A 13,244-nucleotide genomic window follows, 5' to 3' on the forward strand; every position below is an offset into this window, starting at 1 on the left:
TTGCCCGCGAAAGCGTTGTGTCAGCAACCATCAATGTTGAATGTGCAGCCGTCTTCGCGGGCAAGCCCGCTCCCACAGGTTTTTGCGTCAGACCGACTTTGCGTTCCACAACGCCAACAACGCCGGCAACTCGGTCAGGCTGCGGATTTCGGCATCCGGCAGGCGCTCGGCTTCCCAGATCTTGCCCGCCGGGTTGAACCAGATCGCTCGCAGCCCCGCCTGCTGGGCACCGGCGATGTCATCGCCCGGATGATCGCCGATATGCACCGCTGCCCTGGCCGTGACACCTCCGCGCTGCAAGGCCTCATGGAACAGTCGCGCATCGGGCTTGGCGATGCCGATGTCCTCGGCACAGAGCGCGAACTTGAAGTAGTCCGCCAGGCCCAGCCTGCGCACGTCGGCGTTGCCGTTGGTGACCACGCCCAAGGCGTAGTGGTTGGCCAGCACTTCCAGGGTCGGTTGCACCTCCGGGAAGATCTCCAACTGGTGCCGCGCATGCAGGAACACTTCGAAGCTGCGCTCGGCCAGGTCCAAAGCTTCGGCGCGGGCATAACCGGCTTCTTCCAGAGCCTGGAGCAGCACACGTCGACGCAGGGCACTGATGCGGTACTTCAAGCCCGGTTCGCTATTGATGATGCGCTCACGAATGGCCCACAGGTGTTCCACCGGAACCGCACCCAGCTTGGGCGCATGCTCGGTCAGCCATTCACGCAATACGGCTTCGGCGCTGACGATCACCGGGGCGGTGTCCCACAGGGTGTCATCGAGGTCGAAGGTGATCAGTTGGATCGTCATGAATCGTCGCCTTTAATGCGTTTGGCCCGTGGATGGGCACTGTCGTAGACCGAGGCCAGGTGCTGGAAGTCCAGGTGGGTGTAGATCTGCGTGGTCTTGATGTCCGAGTGGCCGAGCAATTCCTGTACCGCCCGCAGGTCCTGGGAGGACTCCAGCAGATGGCTGGCAAAAGAGTGCCGCAACATGTGCGGGTGCAGGTTCTGTCCCAGTTCACGCTCGCCGGCGGCCTTGACCCGAACCTGGATCGCCCGTGGACCGAGGCGTCGGCCTTGCTGGCTGATGAACACTGCGTCGTCCGCCGGGTTGGCCAGGGCGCGCAAGGGCAACCATTGCTCCAGCGCTTCGCGGGCCTTGGTGCCCACCGGGAGCAGACGGGTCTTGCTGCCCTTGCCGAGCACCTGGACCATGCCGTCGGCCAGATCCAGCTGGTCGAGATTCAACCCGGTCAGCTCCGAGAGGCGCAAGCCGGATGAGTAGAACAGCTCGAGAATCGCCTGATCGCGGCGCGCGAGGAAGTCGTCTTCGACGCCGCCTTCCAGCAGTTGCAGCGCGCGGTCGGTGTCGAGGGTCTTTGGCAGGCGACGCTCGCCTTTGGGCGGCGCCAGGCCGTTGGCCGGATCGTGGTCGCACAGGCCTTCGCGGTTCAGATAGTGATAGAGCCCGCGCACTGCCGACAGCAGTCGCGCCAGGCTGCGGGAGGATTGGCCCTGGGCATGCAGGCGGGCGATCAGGCTGCGCAGGCGCTGGATATCCAGCGCCGTCCAGCTGTCGATGTTCTGTTTGACGCACCAGCCCAGCACTTTATCGAGGTCGCGGCGGTAGGCCGACAGGGTGTGCGGCGACACCTGCCGCTCACTGCGCAGGTGTTCGCAGTAAGCGTCCAGTTGCCGTTCCATGATCAGCGTACCGAGCGCAGGGAGCTGTTGATCCGTGGCAGCACGCGGCCCATGACTTCGGCGATATAGCTCAGGAAGAGAGTGCCCACCGAGCTCTTGTAGTGCTGCGGATCACGGCTGGCGATGGCCAGGATGCCGTGGATGCCCTGATGGGAGATGGCGACGACGGCGGTGGAGCCGATCTGCTTGCGCTGCTCTTCGCCGAACAGGAAGTCCAGCTCGTGCTCGCGCAGGCTGCCGCTGACGCTCTTGTCTTCCTGCAGCAGGCCGCCGATGGCCACTTGTGCTTCGGCATGAGTAACCCAGCGGCCGACCGGCGTGGGATTGTCGCCCAGCAGAATGAGGCTGACGAAGGGCACCTGGAAGTCCTGGCGCAGACTGTCTTCGACGCTCATCACCACGTCTTCCAGGGTGTTGGCGTCCATCAGGGCGAGGATCAGGCGGCGGGTTTTCTCGAACAGGCGATCGTTGTCGCGAGCGACGTCCATCAGATGCGAAAGACGGTGGCGCAACTCGATGTTGCGGTCACGCAGAATGGTCATCTGCCGTTCCACCAGCGACACGGTATCGCCGCGTCGATGGGGAATGCGCAAGGACGGCAGCAGTTCTTCGTGCTCGACGAAGAAGTCCGGATGAGCCTCCAGGTACGCGGCAATCGCCGCCGCCTCCAGGCTTTCGGACGCTGATTCGTCGGACTGTCGGGCGGGTACCTGTGGCTTATCGGTCATGGCTTTGGCTCACTCAAAGACGCACTTGTCCTTCGTATACGCGAACTGCCGGGCCGGTCATCAGAACCGGTTGGCCAGGGCCTGCCCACTCAATGGACAGACGCCCGCCAGGCAGGTCGATCAACAGCGGCGAATCCATCCACCCCTGGCTGATGGCGGCCACCGCGGCGGCGCAGGCGCCAGTTCCGCAGGCCTGGGTTTCCCCGGCGCCGCGTTCCCAGACGCGCAATTGCGCGCGATTGCGGTCGATGACCTGGATGAAGCCGACGTTGACCCGCGATGGGAAGCGCGGGTGGTGTTCGATCTTCGGCCCCAGCTCGTGCACCGGCGCATTGTTGATATCGCTGACCCGCAGCACCGCATGGGGGTTTCCCATCGACACCGCGGCCAGATCCACCGACTTGCCGTCGACGTCAACCTGATAACTCAGGGCCTGCTCGGTTGCCTGGAACGGAATATCCGCCGGCACCAGACGCGGGGCACCCATGTTGACGCCGATCTGCCCGTCGTTGCGTACATCCAGTTCGATGATGCCGCTTTTGGTTTCGACGCGGATCAGTTTCTTCGCGGTCAGACGTTTGTCGAGCACGAACCGGGCGAAACAGCGCGCACCGTTGCCGCACTGTTCCACTTCGGAGCCGTCGGAGTTGAAGATCCGATAGCGGAAATCCACATCCGGGTTGCTCGGCGCTTCGACGATCAGCAACTGGTCGAAACCGATGCCGGTATGCCGGTCGCCCCACAGCTTGGCGTGCTTGGGCAAAATGTGCGCATGCTGGCTGACCAGGTCGAGAACCATGAAGTCGTTGCCCAGGCCGTGCATCTTGGTAAAACGCAGCAGCATGGTTTTACTCCGGCAGCAGGCTTTCGCCAGCGAACAACTCGGCTACCGTTTCACGGCGACGCACTTCAAATGCCTGATCGCCGTCCACCAGCACCTCGGCGGCACGGCCGCGGGTGTTGTAGTTGGAGCTCATGACAAAGCCGTAGGCGCCTGCCGAATGCACGGCCAGCAGATCGCCTTCTTCCAGGGCCATCTCACGCTCCTTGGCCAGGAAGTCGCCGGTCTCGCAGATCGGGCCGACGATGTCGTAGGTGCGGGCGGCGGTATCGCGTGGGCGCACGGCGGTGACGTCCATCCAGGCCTGGTACAGCGCCGGGCGGATCAGGTCGTTCATGGCCGCATCGACGATGGCGAAGTCTTTGTGTTCGGTGTGCTTGAGGTACTCGACCTGGGTCAGCAGCACGCCGGCGTTGGCGACGATGAAGCGGCCCGGTTCGAACACCAGCGCCAGGTCGCGACCGTCCAGACGCTCGCGCACGGCCTTGATGTAATCGCCGGCCAATGGCGGCTCTTCATCGCGATAACGCACGCCCAGGCCACCACCGAGGTCGATGTGGCGCAGGTAGATGCCGCAGTCGCTCAGGCGGTCGACCAGGCCCAGCAGGCGGTCGAGGGCGTCGATGAATGGCGGCAGGGTGGTCAGTTGCGAGCCGATGTGGCAGTCGACGCCGACCACTTCCAGGTTCGGCAGCTGCGCGGCGCGCACGTACACGTCTTCGGCGTCGGCGATGGCGATGCCGAACTTGTTCTCTTTGAGACCGGTGGAGATGTACGGGTGGGTGCCGGCGTCGACGTCCGGGTTCACGCGCAGGGAAATCGGGGCGCGAACGCCGAGCTCGGCGGCCACCACTTGCAGGCGCTCCAGCTCGTCGGTGGATTCGACGTTGAAGCAGTGCACGCCCACTTCCAGGGCGCGGCGCATGTCGTCACGGGTCTTGCCGACGCCGGAGAACACGATCTTGTCGGCGCTGCCGCCGGCGGCCAGTACGCGTTCGAGCTCGCCACGGGAAACGATGTCGAAACCGGCGCCCAGGCGGGCCAGGACATTCAGCACGCCCAGGTTGGAGTTGGCCTTGACCGCAAAGCAGACCAGGTGCGGCATGCCGGCCAGCGCATCGGCGTAAGCCAGGTATTGGGCTTCGATGTGGGCACGGGAGTAAACGTAGGTCGGTGTACCAAAGCGATCAGCGATAGCAGACAGGGCAACACCTTCCGCGAACAGTTCACCGTCACGGTAGTTAAAAGCGTCCATGATGCTCCCTTATTGGTAGACGTCGTGCTTGTGCTTGGACGATTGCTTCTGCGAGGACTGAGCTTGCTCGGCCGGGTCCTGGTCATCGTCGGGCAGGTACAGCGGGCCTTTTTGACCGCAGGCCGAGACGAGGCAGGCGATCGCGAGGAGCGCAGCAAGGGAAGAGATCAGGCGCTTCATGGCGAAATCCTTGAAAATGCATTAATTGGGCCGGAGTATACCGGCCACCCGACGGCTTGCCTATGCGAGGGGGCTCCCGTCCGGCGGGGCTTGGCGCATGCAGGTCGCTATACTGCATTCCCTGTGGGAGCGGGCTTGCTCGCGAATGCTGTCTGTCAGTGACATTTGTTTCGACTGACCCGCCATTCGCGAGCAAGCCCGCTCTCACATAAACAGCTCCCTGGGTCGTTATTTTTTGCAATCGACGAGACTCGGCCGTATCTTGCGGCGCTTGAGCCTGATCAGACACTTTTTGAGGTTGCCGTAATGAGTTTGTCCGAAGCGCGTTTCCACGATCTGGTCGATGCCACCCAGCAAACCCTGGAAGACATCTTCGAGGACAGCGACCTGGATATCGATCTGGAGAGCTCGGCCGGTGTCCTGACCGTCAAGTTCGAGAACGGCACCCAGCTGATCTTCAGCCGCCAGGAGCCGCTGCGTCAGTTGTGGCTGGCGGCGGTGTCCGGCGGCTTCCACTTCGATTACGACGAAGAGAGCGAGCGCTGGATGTGCGACAAGAGCGAAGAGCAGCTGGGCGAGATGCTCGAGCGCATCGTCCAGCAACAGGCCGGTGTCGAATTCGACTTCGAAGGTCTGTAACACCGTGACACAACCTGCGCCCGTTCGTCCGCCCAAGCCGCTCTACAGCAACGTCAGCCCGGCGGTGCCCTCGCCGTGCTGCAATGTGTGCCGGCTGGATGAGCAAAAAGTCTGCACGGGATGTTTCCGCCATGTCGAAGACATCCGTGAGTGGCGGTCGGCGGATGATGAGCGCCGGCGCGTCATTTGCCAGCAGGCCAAAGAACGCAAAAGCATCGCCACCTCCCTGTAGGAGCGAAGCTTGCTCGCGAACCAGGCGATGCGCTCTATCAGATAGAACCGGTAATCGTTCTTCGCGGGCAAGCCTCGCTCCTACAGGGGGTGACGTCACTGGCTTGTATATTTTTTGAGCTGTGATAGTGTCCGAATACGCCTCAACCCATCGAGGCTTGTGAAAACCCCGCCTTGTTTCTGGCGGGGTTTTGCTTTTTTTGTGCAGAAGAAAGGAGTCTGCCCTGATCATGACCGCACCTTCCATCACCCTTACCCGTCTGGACGTTCAGCGTCTGGAGCGTCTGATCGACAGCCTGGATGAAAACCTGCCGGGCGTTATTGCGTTGCAAACCGAGCTGGACCGTGCCGAGACGCTGGTAGGCCACGATGAAGTGCCGCCGGACGTCGTGACCATGAATTCGCGCGTTCACTGCCGTGAAGAAAGCAGCGGCAAGGACTATCACCTGACCCTGGTTTATCCCAAGGATGCCAACGCCGACGAAGGCAAGGTCTCGATCCTGGCACCCGTGGGCAGCGCACTGCTGGGCCTGAAAGTCGGCCAGCACATTGACTGGCCGGCACCCGGCGGCAAAACCCTGAAGCTGACGCTGCTGGAAGTCGAATCGCAGCCGTCCAATGGCGGCGATTACAACGTCTGACCCCGTCTCATACCTGATCGAGCGCCTCGTTCAATGCGCGCTCCAGGTCCGCCTTGTAGCGCAGATACAGATTGCTGGAACCCTGACCGTCACCGAGCAGACCCGAAAGGTCCAGGTCGGTGATGTAGCAGCGGTAGCGTCTGGTCTCGCGGCGCTGCTCGACGATTTCCCGGGCGACCACGCTGAACAGTTGGTCGCCATGCTCCAACTCTGAAAACTCCCGCTGATTGCAGTACAGAGTGACCTGCACCTCGCCCGGAGCAGCCTTGCCGACGATTGCCTGAACGTCATAGAAAGGTTTGTTCGCTGGCGTGTGCGGCGCCGTCCGGGCCTCGACGCGGCGCGCCCGTCCGGTGCCGTTTGGCAGAAGCTGGTAATAGAGGATGTCCAGACTGCGAGGCTGGGCGGCCTCCATCGGCAGCGAGGCATCGCGCCGATACTGAATCGATTGCAGGAAGCGTTGCAGCGGCACCAGCAGGCTCTGCTCGTCGTGCCACGGCAGGCGCTGTTGCCACAGCGCGTTGAATTCATCGAGCACGTACAGCTCGGCCTGATCCTCGTTGACCCGGTAGAACACCTGAATGCAGTCGGGCTGGCCCATGGGCAGCAGCAGGGCGAGGTCGTGGTCTTCCAGGGCCATCGAATCCAGGTGCAGCGGGCTGTAGCTGGCCAGTTCCTCGCTCAGGTAATCGACCAGCGCCGCCAGCGTCGGCAAGGCGACATGGTTGACCTGGCCCGGCACCAGTTCCAGCACGTGATAGTGCTGCTGGACCTGAATCAGGTAGCGGTGATTGAGTTTGCTCAGCAACAGGTTCTGCGCGGTGTCGAGGATGCCTTCCACGCGCTGCGCGATGAATTGCGCGCGGTTGTGGCAGAAGCAGCGCACCCGCAGCCGGGGTTGATTCGGGCTGTCGGGCAAATCGTTGAGGTAATCGCGCACGCAGTCGAGCAGGGCGTGGGGGCCGTCGAAGCGACTCACCAGCACTTCGTTCCAGCTGTTGAGCGTGACCTGATCCAGGGTCAGCACCAGATTTTCCCGGACCCCCGCATAACTCAGGGAGTCAGTGCGCTCGGTGGTCATCAGGATATTCAAGTCGCGATGATGCTTGAGCGGGTCGACACCGACGTTCACCAGAATCAGCACTTCGCCGGGCACGCTGGCCCGCAGCAGAGGTTCTTCGTCGACGGTCGGCATCGGCAGGGGAATGGTCTGCTGCAGGCTGCCGAGCAGGTTGAACAGTTCGAATTCGCTCAGGTCGCTGCTGCCGGGATGCAGGGCCAGGCGGGTGCTGCTGTCGATCACGCCGTTGCGATGGCACCAGGTCAGCAGTTCGAGCAACTGACGGCTGCGCTTGATCGGCGCGAAGTGCTCCCACTCAAGGGCGGTCAGGCTGCCGTTGTACAGGCCCCACTGGGATTGCCCGGCTTCCTTTTTGTTGGGCGCGTGCACCAGCGTCAGTGTGTCTTCGGCCAGGTCCGGAGCGATGCCCGGGTTGATGAACTCGACCTTGTCCGCCTTGCGCTCGAACGCCGCATACAGACGCCGGCCCAGCACGCTGAGGTCGCGCTTGTTGATCAGGCTCACGGTCTGTTCCTGGCGGGCGAACTGAGTCAGGAAGCGGTAGCTGTAATTGAGTTCGTTGACCAGCGCCCGGCGCTCGGAGCTGACCTGGCGGACCTTCCACTGACTGCGGCTGTCCAGCAGAGCCAGTTGCCGATGATCCCAGTGCCATTCGTGGGCCAGACGCTCCAGCAGCGAGCGCTGCCAGCTCTGGGTGCGACTGTTGCCGGTGAGTTTGCGATTGACCTTCAGGTACAGCGCGCGTCGCACCAACTCCAGGCGCTCCGGCTCGTTGCGGGCAATCAGGTATTCCTCGATGCGCCGGTACACCACGACATAAGGGTCCAGTTCATCCAGGTCGAGGCGGTTGGCGAACACTGCCTGTTTGTAGCGCAGACTCAGGCACTGGACCCGCGGGTGTTCGCTGGCGTACACCTCGGTCAGCAGCAGCTTGAGCACCGATTTGTAGGGCGACTCGATGCCCTTGAACAACTGCCACAGCCCGGCGCCGATGAACTCGCCGGGCGGAATGAAGGCGAGGTTGCCCAGGTCGAGGGTTTCGTCGGCACGGATGAAGCGCTTGGAAAGCAGCGTGTGGGTGTAGCGGTCGTAGCTGGATTCTTCATAGACCGGCACCAGCCACCAGATCGGTGTGCGCCCGGCCAGCCAGATCGCGGTGCGATAGAACTCGTCGAGCAGCAGATAGTGTTGAGTGGTGCCGCAATTCTCGGAGCTCAGCTGATTGTCGCGCTCGCCCCGCACGAACCGCTCCGGGTCGATCAGGAAGAAATGCGCCTCCGCACCCTGGCTGGCGGCCCAGGCTTCGAGCAACTGGCATTTCTTGCGCAGCTCATTGAGTTCGCTCTCGCTCAGGTCCGGGCTGTGGCAGACCCACAGGTCCATATCGCTCTGGTCGGCCTGGGCCAGGGTGCCGAGGCTGCCCATCAGGAACAGGCCGTGAATCGGCCGTGGCGGGTTGCTGCCGTGGCGCGGTTTATAGGTAAACGAGCGGGTCAGGCGCTGGGCTTCGGCCAGCAGGTTGGCGTCGGGCTCGTAGTTCGACAGCCCGGCCGGAGTGCTGCTCGAGACATAGCCTGGCAACAGCGGATGATTGACGTGGAAAAACAGCGGCAACAGGCTCAGCACGCCTTGCTGGCGGGTCGACAGACCCTCCATGGCGCGGGCCATGCGACCTTCGTTGAGCTTGAGAAAACGGGCGCGCAGTTGGCTCAGCACCTTGCGGTCGATGCCCTCGTCCAGATCGGGGCGGATTTCATGGTTGCGGGTCATGTCAGCTCAAACCGGCTCGCTGGGCTCGGACGTGGGGCTTTGGGGTGAGCGCAGTTTAGCGTCTCGTCCCTTGGACATTTAAGCTGATTTTGTTTTTTTGACGTCAGATTTATAACGTTGGAAAAGGTCAGCCAGCCGAACAGGCCCACGGATGTCCCGTTTCGGGTTTTCCGTGGGCGATACGGTACGGTCAGGCCGTTTCCTGAGTCGTCAGGATAGTCAGAAGGGATTGAGCGTGTTCGGCGGCATCGCGCCCCAGGCTGGTCAGGTAACCGCCATCGGGCTGGGTAATCAGTTCTTTTTCGTGCAGGCGTTGGGCAGCGGCAATTGCGTGGGGGGCAGCGGTATGGTGAATTTTCAAGCCTTCCTGGGAACTGTCCAGGTTGTAGAGTGCAAGGATTTCCAGTTCGGCAACCAACTCAGGGGTAAACGACATAAGGACTCCATACTTTCTTGGAATGGGACAACAGCGCCCTTAAGGTGAACCTGCCGGTGCGGCATGTCCAGTGCCAACACAACAAATCGGAATTCCCTGTAGGAGCGAGCACGCTCGCGATGGTCGTCAACGATGACGCTGGCAGCCTGACACCCCGCGGTGTCTGGTCGTGCATCGCGAGCATGCTCGCTCCTACAGGAGGCGGGGTTATTTCTTTTCCGGGGGCAATTCCGGCAGCGCCCGCAGCGCCGCTTCGTACCATTCGGTGTTGAACGCGCGGTCTTCTTCGAGGATTGCGTCGATTTCCACCGCCAGAACGTGAGCCATCAGGTTGAGGATGTCTTCGCGCTCGTAGCCCACCAGCGTCAGCTTGTTGAACGTCGCCTTGGCCGCTGGCGGGTTCTCGCTTTCGATCTGGTTTTCGATGGCCTGGATCAGGGTGCTTTCGGCGAACTCTTCTTCGTCGTTGTCGATATCGGTTGGCTCGCTCATGGCTGGCTCCTCGGGAAATGGCCGCCAGTTTACCCGCATTCAGCCCGGTGATGCTGCTGGCAAGAATCCGCTCGCCGTTCTATAAGCGTGTTCTGGAAATAGACACCGCCCACCCCGCACGGCCTGGAGGCTTGTGATGATTCAGCTTTATGGATTCGCCGTCAGCAACTACTACAACATGGTCAAGCTGGCGCTGCTGGAGAAAGGACTGCCCTTCGAAGAAGTGCCGTTCTACGCTGGTCAGACCGCCGAGGCCCTGGCCATCAGCCCTCGCGGGAAGGTGCCGGTGCTGAAGACGGAGCAGGGTTTCATCAACGAAACCATGGTGATCCTCGACTACATCGAGCAGAGCCAGAAAGGCACGCCGCTGCTGCCGAGCGATCCATTCGAGCGCGCCCAGGTGCTGGCGCTGGCCAAGGAAATCGAGCTGTATATCGAATTACCCGCGCGTGCCTGTTACGGCGAAGCGTTCTTCGGCGCCAAGCTGCCGGAGGCGATCAAGGAAAAGACCAAGGCCGAACTGCTGTTGGGCATTGCCTCCCTGGCACGTCACGGCAAGTTCAGCCCTTATGTGGCGGGCGACAGCCTGAGCGTGGCGGACTTGTACTTCCTTTACAGCGTGCCGCTGGCCTGCGGAGTGGCGAAGAAGCTGTTCGAGATCGACCTGTTGGCCGAGCTGCCGGCAGCCAAGGCGTTGTTGCATCGTCTTGAGCAGAACCCGAACGTTCAGCGCATCGCTGCGGACAAGGAAGCGGCGATGCCGGCGTTCATGGCGATGATCGCGACCAAGAAGTAATCGTCAGGGTTGAACGAGGAAGGCCTGTGCTGCAGAAGACTCGCAATCTTTTGTCCCATATGGCCTTCACGCCCGCCGGACAGCCTTTTCAGGCGCTTTTGTCATATGCGGCAATAGCCCAAAACCACCTCTTCTCCGAGCGATGCCTACCTTGAGCGCTGGATTGTTTTCGTAATGGAAACCAGACGGTCAAGGAGACCTCATCATGCTCAAGCTCTATGGCTTCGCGGCCAGTAATTACTTCAACATGGTCAAGCTAGCGCTGCTGGAAAAGGGCGTCCCTTTTGAGACCGTTCCGTTTTATGGCTGCCAGAATCCGCAGATTCTCGCCGTCAGCCCTCGGGGCAAGGTGCCGGTGCTGGAAACCGGCCAAGGCTTTCTAAGCGAAACCGACGCCATTCTCGACTTCATCGAAGAGACCCAAGAGGGCGTCGCTCTGCTGCCGACCGATCCGTTCGAGCGGGCGCGGGTTCGGGCACTGGCCAAGGAAATCGAGCTGTACATCGAACTGCCGGCGCGGGTCTGTTACGTCGAGGTGTTCTTCGGTGGCAGACCGACCCCGCAAGCGTTGCGGGACAAGGCCGAGCGGGATCTGCTCAAGGGTTTCAAGGCGCTGAAGCAGCGTGCGCGGTTCTCGCCCTTCGTGGCGGGAGAGCAGTTCACGCTGGCCGACCTGTACTTTCTGTACAGCGTCGATCTGGCGGTGGACGTCGGCAAACGCTTGTTCGGAACCGACTATCTGATGGGGATGCCTGGCGCCACTGCGCTATTGCAGCGTCTGGCCGAGAATCCGAACGTACAGAAAATCGCCGCTGACAGAGTGGCCGAAGCGCCGGCGTTTCTGGCGCGGGTGCGAGCGGTAGGGAGTGCAGGCCGCTAAAACAAAGAGCCCGATGGTCGTGACCATCGGGCTCTTTTTTCACGCTGTGTTACTTGCCGAGGAATCAGCGGTTGGCGAGCAGCGCCTGCCCCCGCGCAACAGCCGCTTTCACCTGAGCCGGTGCAGTGCCGCCGATGTGGTTACGGGCGTTGACCGAACCTTCCAGGGTCAGGACGGCGAACACGTCCTGATCGATCTGGTCGCTGAACTTGCGCAGCTCTTCCAGGCTCATCTCCGCCAGGTCCTTGCCGGTGTCCACGCCGTATTTCACCGCATGGCCAACGATCTCGTGGCAGTCACGGAACGGCAGACCACGGCGCACCAGGTAGTCGGCCAGGTCAGTGGCGGTGGAGAAACCGCGCAGCGCCGCTTCGCGCATGATGGCGTGCTTTGGCTTGATCGCCGGGATCATGTCGGCAAAGGCGCGCAGCGAGTCGCGCAGGGTATCGGCGGCGTCGAACAGCGGTTCCTTGTCTTCCTGGTTGTCCTTGTTGTAGGCCAGCGGCTGACCTTTCATCAGGGTCAGCAGGCCCATCAAGGCACCGAAGACGCGACCGGTCTTGCCGCGTACCAGCTCCGGCACGTCCGGGTTTTTCTTTTGCGGCATGATCGAGCTGCCGGTGCAGAAACGGTCCGGCAGATCGATGAACTGGAACTGCGCGCTGGTCCACAACACCAGCTCTTCGGAGAAGCGCGACAGGTGCATCATCGCGATGCTGGCGGCCGAGCAGAATTCGATAGCGAAGTCACGATCGGACACGTTGTCCAGGGAGTTGCCGCCCACGGCCTCGAAACCCAGCAGCTGGGCGGTGTATTCGCGGTCGATCGGGTAGGTGGTGCCGGCCAGTGCGGCGCTGCCCAGCGGCATGCGGTTGGCGCGCTTGCGGCAGTCGACCAGACGCTCGTAGTCGCGGCTGAGCATTTCGAACCAGGCCAGCATGTGGTGCCCGAAAGTCACCGGCTGCGCGGTCTGCAGGTGAGTAAAGCCCGGCATGATGCTGCCGGCTTCGCGCTCGGCCTGCTCCAGCAGGCCTTTTTGCAGGCGGGTGATTTCGCCCAGGATCAGGTCGATTTCGTCACGCAGCCACAGGCGGATGTCGGTGGCGACCTGGTCGTTGCGGCTGCGGCCGGTGTGCAGCTTTTTGCCGGTCACGCCGATGCGGTCGGTCAGACGCGCTTCGATGTTCATGTGCACGTCTTCGAGGTCGATGCGCCAGTCGAATTGGCCGGCCTCGATTTCGCCCTGGATGGTCTTCAGGCCGTCGATGATGCTGTCGCGCTCGGCATCGGTCAGCACGCCGACCTTGGCCAGCATGGTGGCGTGGGCGATCGAGCCCATGATGTCGTGGCGATACAGGCGCTGGTCGAAGGTGACGGAGGCGGTGAAGCGGGCGACGAAGGCGTCGACGGGTTCACTGAAGCGGCCGCCCCAGGACTGATTGGTCTTGTCAGTGCTCATGAATTCGCTCGTATCGGCTGGATAAAGATGGCGTTGAAAGCTGCGGCGGATGATAACAGGGTTGCCGGGGCTGGCGCTGACGCTGGTCGACTGCTTTTCCACCACACGCCCCCGACCCCTGTAG

15 protein-coding genes are annotated in these 13,244 nt (G+C 62.1%); 5 read left to right on the forward strand and 10 right to left on the reverse strand.

Features of this window, described 5'->3' with window-relative positions:
• Positions 1 to 87 precede the first annotated feature (87 nt).
• From K9857_RS17120 to lptM, 6 genes are read right to left on the reverse strand one after another with little or no spacing between them, the layout of a single operon-like run.
• Complete coding sequence (locus tag K9857_RS17120) at positions 88 to 795, reverse strand: HAD family hydrolase (RefSeq protein WP_224537702.1); 708 nt, start codon at positions 793 to 795, stop codon at positions 88 to 90.
• Positions 792 to 1,691 carry a tyrosine recombinase XerC gene (gene xerC / locus K9857_RS17125; protein WP_224537704.1) on the reverse strand — a complete coding sequence of 300 codons (900 nt, stop codon included), beginning with the start codon at positions 1,689 to 1,691 and terminating at the stop codon, positions 792 to 794. Before xerC ends, K9857_RS17120 begins: the two co-directional genes overlap by 4 nt.
• A 2-nt stretch (positions 1,692 to 1,693) precedes the next feature.
• On the reverse strand, positions 1,694 to 2,419 hold the full coding sequence (locus K9857_RS17130) for a DUF484 family protein (protein ID WP_224537705.1): 726 nt from the start codon (positions 2,417 to 2,419) through the stop codon (positions 1,694 to 1,696).
• Positions 2,420 to 2,432: 13 nt separating this feature from the next.
• The gene (dapF, locus tag K9857_RS17135) at positions 2,433 to 3,263 is read right to left on the reverse strand and encodes a diaminopimelate epimerase (protein WP_224537707.1); all 831 of its coding nucleotides are present in this window, start codon (positions 3,261 to 3,263) and stop codon (positions 2,433 to 2,435) included.
• A 4-nt stretch (positions 3,264 to 3,267) separates the two neighbouring features.
• Entirely contained in the window at positions 3,268 to 4,515 is a 1,248-nt protein-coding gene (lysA, locus tag K9857_RS17140; protein WP_224537709.1) for a diaminopimelate decarboxylase, read from the reverse strand.
• A 9-nt stretch (positions 4,516 to 4,524) separates the two neighbouring features.
• Positions 4,525 to 4,695: an LPS translocon maturation chaperone LptM gene (lptM, locus tag K9857_RS17145; RefSeq protein WP_175379589.1), complete on the reverse strand. Its 171-nt coding sequence runs from the start codon at positions 4,693 to 4,695 to the stop codon at positions 4,525 to 4,527.
• A gap of 306 nt (positions 4,696 to 5,001) precedes the next feature.
• Here lptM and cyaY point away from each other — a divergent pair, with 306 nt between their 5' ends.
• From cyaY to rnk, 3 genes are all read left to right on the forward strand, one after another.
• The gene (cyaY, locus tag K9857_RS17150) at positions 5,002 to 5,334 is read left to right on the forward strand and encodes an iron donor protein CyaY (RefSeq protein ID WP_224537711.1); all 333 of its coding nucleotides are present in this window, start codon (positions 5,002 to 5,004) and stop codon (positions 5,332 to 5,334) included.
• A gap of 4 nt (positions 5,335 to 5,338) precedes the next feature.
• Entirely contained in the window at positions 5,339 to 5,566 is a 228-nt protein-coding gene (locus K9857_RS17155) for a DUF1289 domain-containing protein (protein ID WP_224537713.1), read from the forward strand.
• A 229-nt stretch (positions 5,567 to 5,795) separates the two neighbouring features.
• On the forward strand, positions 5,796 to 6,206 hold the full coding sequence (rnk, locus tag K9857_RS17160; protein WP_224537715.1) for a nucleoside diphosphate kinase regulator: 411 nt from the start codon (positions 5,796 to 5,798) through the stop codon (positions 6,204 to 6,206).
• 7 nt (positions 6,207 to 6,213) lie between these two features.
• On the opposite strand, the gene K9857_RS17165 is transcribed toward rnk, so the two are convergent.
• The 3 genes from K9857_RS17165 to K9857_RS17175 all read right to left on the reverse strand — a co-directional run bounded on the left by K9857_RS17165 (position 6,214) and on the right by K9857_RS17175 (position 9,985).
• The gene (locus tag K9857_RS17165; protein ID WP_224537717.1) at positions 6,214 to 9,057 is read right to left on the reverse strand and encodes a class I adenylate cyclase; all 2,844 of its coding nucleotides are present in this window, start codon (positions 9,055 to 9,057) and stop codon (positions 6,214 to 6,216) included.
• 190 nt (positions 9,058 to 9,247) lie between these two features.
• Positions 9,248 to 9,493 (reverse strand): TIGR02647 family protein, encoded by a 246-nt coding sequence (locus K9857_RS17170; RefSeq protein ID WP_224537719.1) that lies wholly within the window; start codon positions 9,491 to 9,493, stop codon positions 9,248 to 9,250.
• Positions 9,494 to 9,700: 207 nt separating this feature from the next.
• Positions 9,701 to 9,985 (reverse strand): hypothetical protein, encoded by a 285-nt coding sequence (locus K9857_RS17175; protein ID WP_224537720.1) that lies wholly within the window; start codon positions 9,983 to 9,985, stop codon positions 9,701 to 9,703.
• 136 nt (positions 9,986 to 10,121) lie between these two features.
• Between K9857_RS17175 and K9857_RS17180 the strand changes: the two genes are divergently transcribed.
• Both K9857_RS17180 and K9857_RS17185 read left to right on the forward strand, forming a co-directional pair.
• Complete coding sequence (locus K9857_RS17180; protein ID WP_224537722.1) at positions 10,122 to 10,781, forward strand: glutathione S-transferase family protein; 660 nt, start codon at positions 10,122 to 10,124, stop codon at positions 10,779 to 10,781.
• 205 nt (positions 10,782 to 10,986) lie between these two features.
• Complete coding sequence (locus K9857_RS17185) at positions 10,987 to 11,661, forward strand: glutathione S-transferase family protein (RefSeq protein ID WP_224537723.1); 675 nt, start codon at positions 10,987 to 10,989, stop codon at positions 11,659 to 11,661.
• Between the two features lie 64 nt (positions 11,662 to 11,725).
• Here the strand turns inward: K9857_RS17185 and argH are convergent, their stop codons facing one another.
• Positions 11,726 to 13,120 (reverse strand): argininosuccinate lyase, encoded by a 1,395-nt coding sequence (gene argH / locus K9857_RS17190; protein ID WP_224537725.1) that lies wholly within the window; start codon positions 13,118 to 13,120, stop codon positions 11,726 to 11,728.
• Between the last annotated feature and the right edge of the window lie 124 nt (positions 13,121 to 13,244).

Source organism: Pseudomonas sp. REP124 (assembly GCF_020164475.1).
Classification (GTDB): Bacteria; Pseudomonadota; Gammaproteobacteria; order Pseudomonadales; family Pseudomonadaceae; genus Aquipseudomonas.

Coding starts and splice junctions, on each gene's coding strand:
- K9857_RS17120 (WP_224537702.1), bottom strand. CDS start 795: ATGACGATCCAACTGATCACCTTCGACCTCGATGACACCCTGTGGGAC.
- xerC (WP_224537704.1), bottom strand. CDS start 1,691: ATGGAACGGCAACTGGACGCTTACTGCGAACACCTGCGCAGTGAGCGG.
- K9857_RS17130 (WP_224537705.1), bottom strand. CDS start 2,419: ATGACCGATAAGCCACAGGTACCCGCCCGACAGTCCGACGAATCAGCG.
- dapF (WP_224537707.1), bottom strand. CDS start 3,263: ATGCTGCTGCGTTTTACCAAGATGCACGGCCTGGGCAACGACTTCATG.
- lysA (WP_224537709.1), bottom strand. CDS start 4,515: ATGGACGCTTTTAACTACCGTGACGGTGAACTGTTCGCGGAAGGTGTT.
- lptM (WP_175379589.1), bottom strand. CDS start 4,695: ATGAAGCGCCTGATCTCTTCCCTTGCTGCGCTCCTCGCGATCGCCTGC.
- cyaY (WP_224537711.1), top strand. CDS start 5,002: ATGAGTTTGTCCGAAGCGCGTTTCCACGATCTGGTCGATGCCACCCAG.
- rnk (WP_224537715.1), top strand. CDS start 5,796: ATGACCGCACCTTCCATCACCCTTACCCGTCTGGACGTTCAGCGTCTG.
- K9857_RS17165 (WP_224537717.1), bottom strand. CDS start 9,057: ATGACCCGCAACCATGAAATCCGCCCCGATCTGGACGAGGGCATCGAC.
- K9857_RS17170 (WP_224537719.1), bottom strand. CDS start 9,493: ATGTCGTTTACCCCTGAGTTGGTTGCCGAACTGGAAATCCTTGCACTC.
- K9857_RS17175 (WP_224537720.1), bottom strand. CDS start 9,985: ATGAGCGAGCCAACCGATATCGACAACGACGAAGAAGAGTTCGCCGAA.
- K9857_RS17180 (WP_224537722.1), top strand. CDS start 10,122: ATGATTCAGCTTTATGGATTCGCCGTCAGCAACTACTACAACATGGTC.
- K9857_RS17185 (WP_224537723.1), top strand. CDS start 10,987: ATGCTCAAGCTCTATGGCTTCGCGGCCAGTAATTACTTCAACATGGTC.
- argH (WP_224537725.1), bottom strand. CDS start 13,120: ATGAGCACTGACAAGACCAATCAGTCCTGGGGCGGCCGCTTCAGTGAA.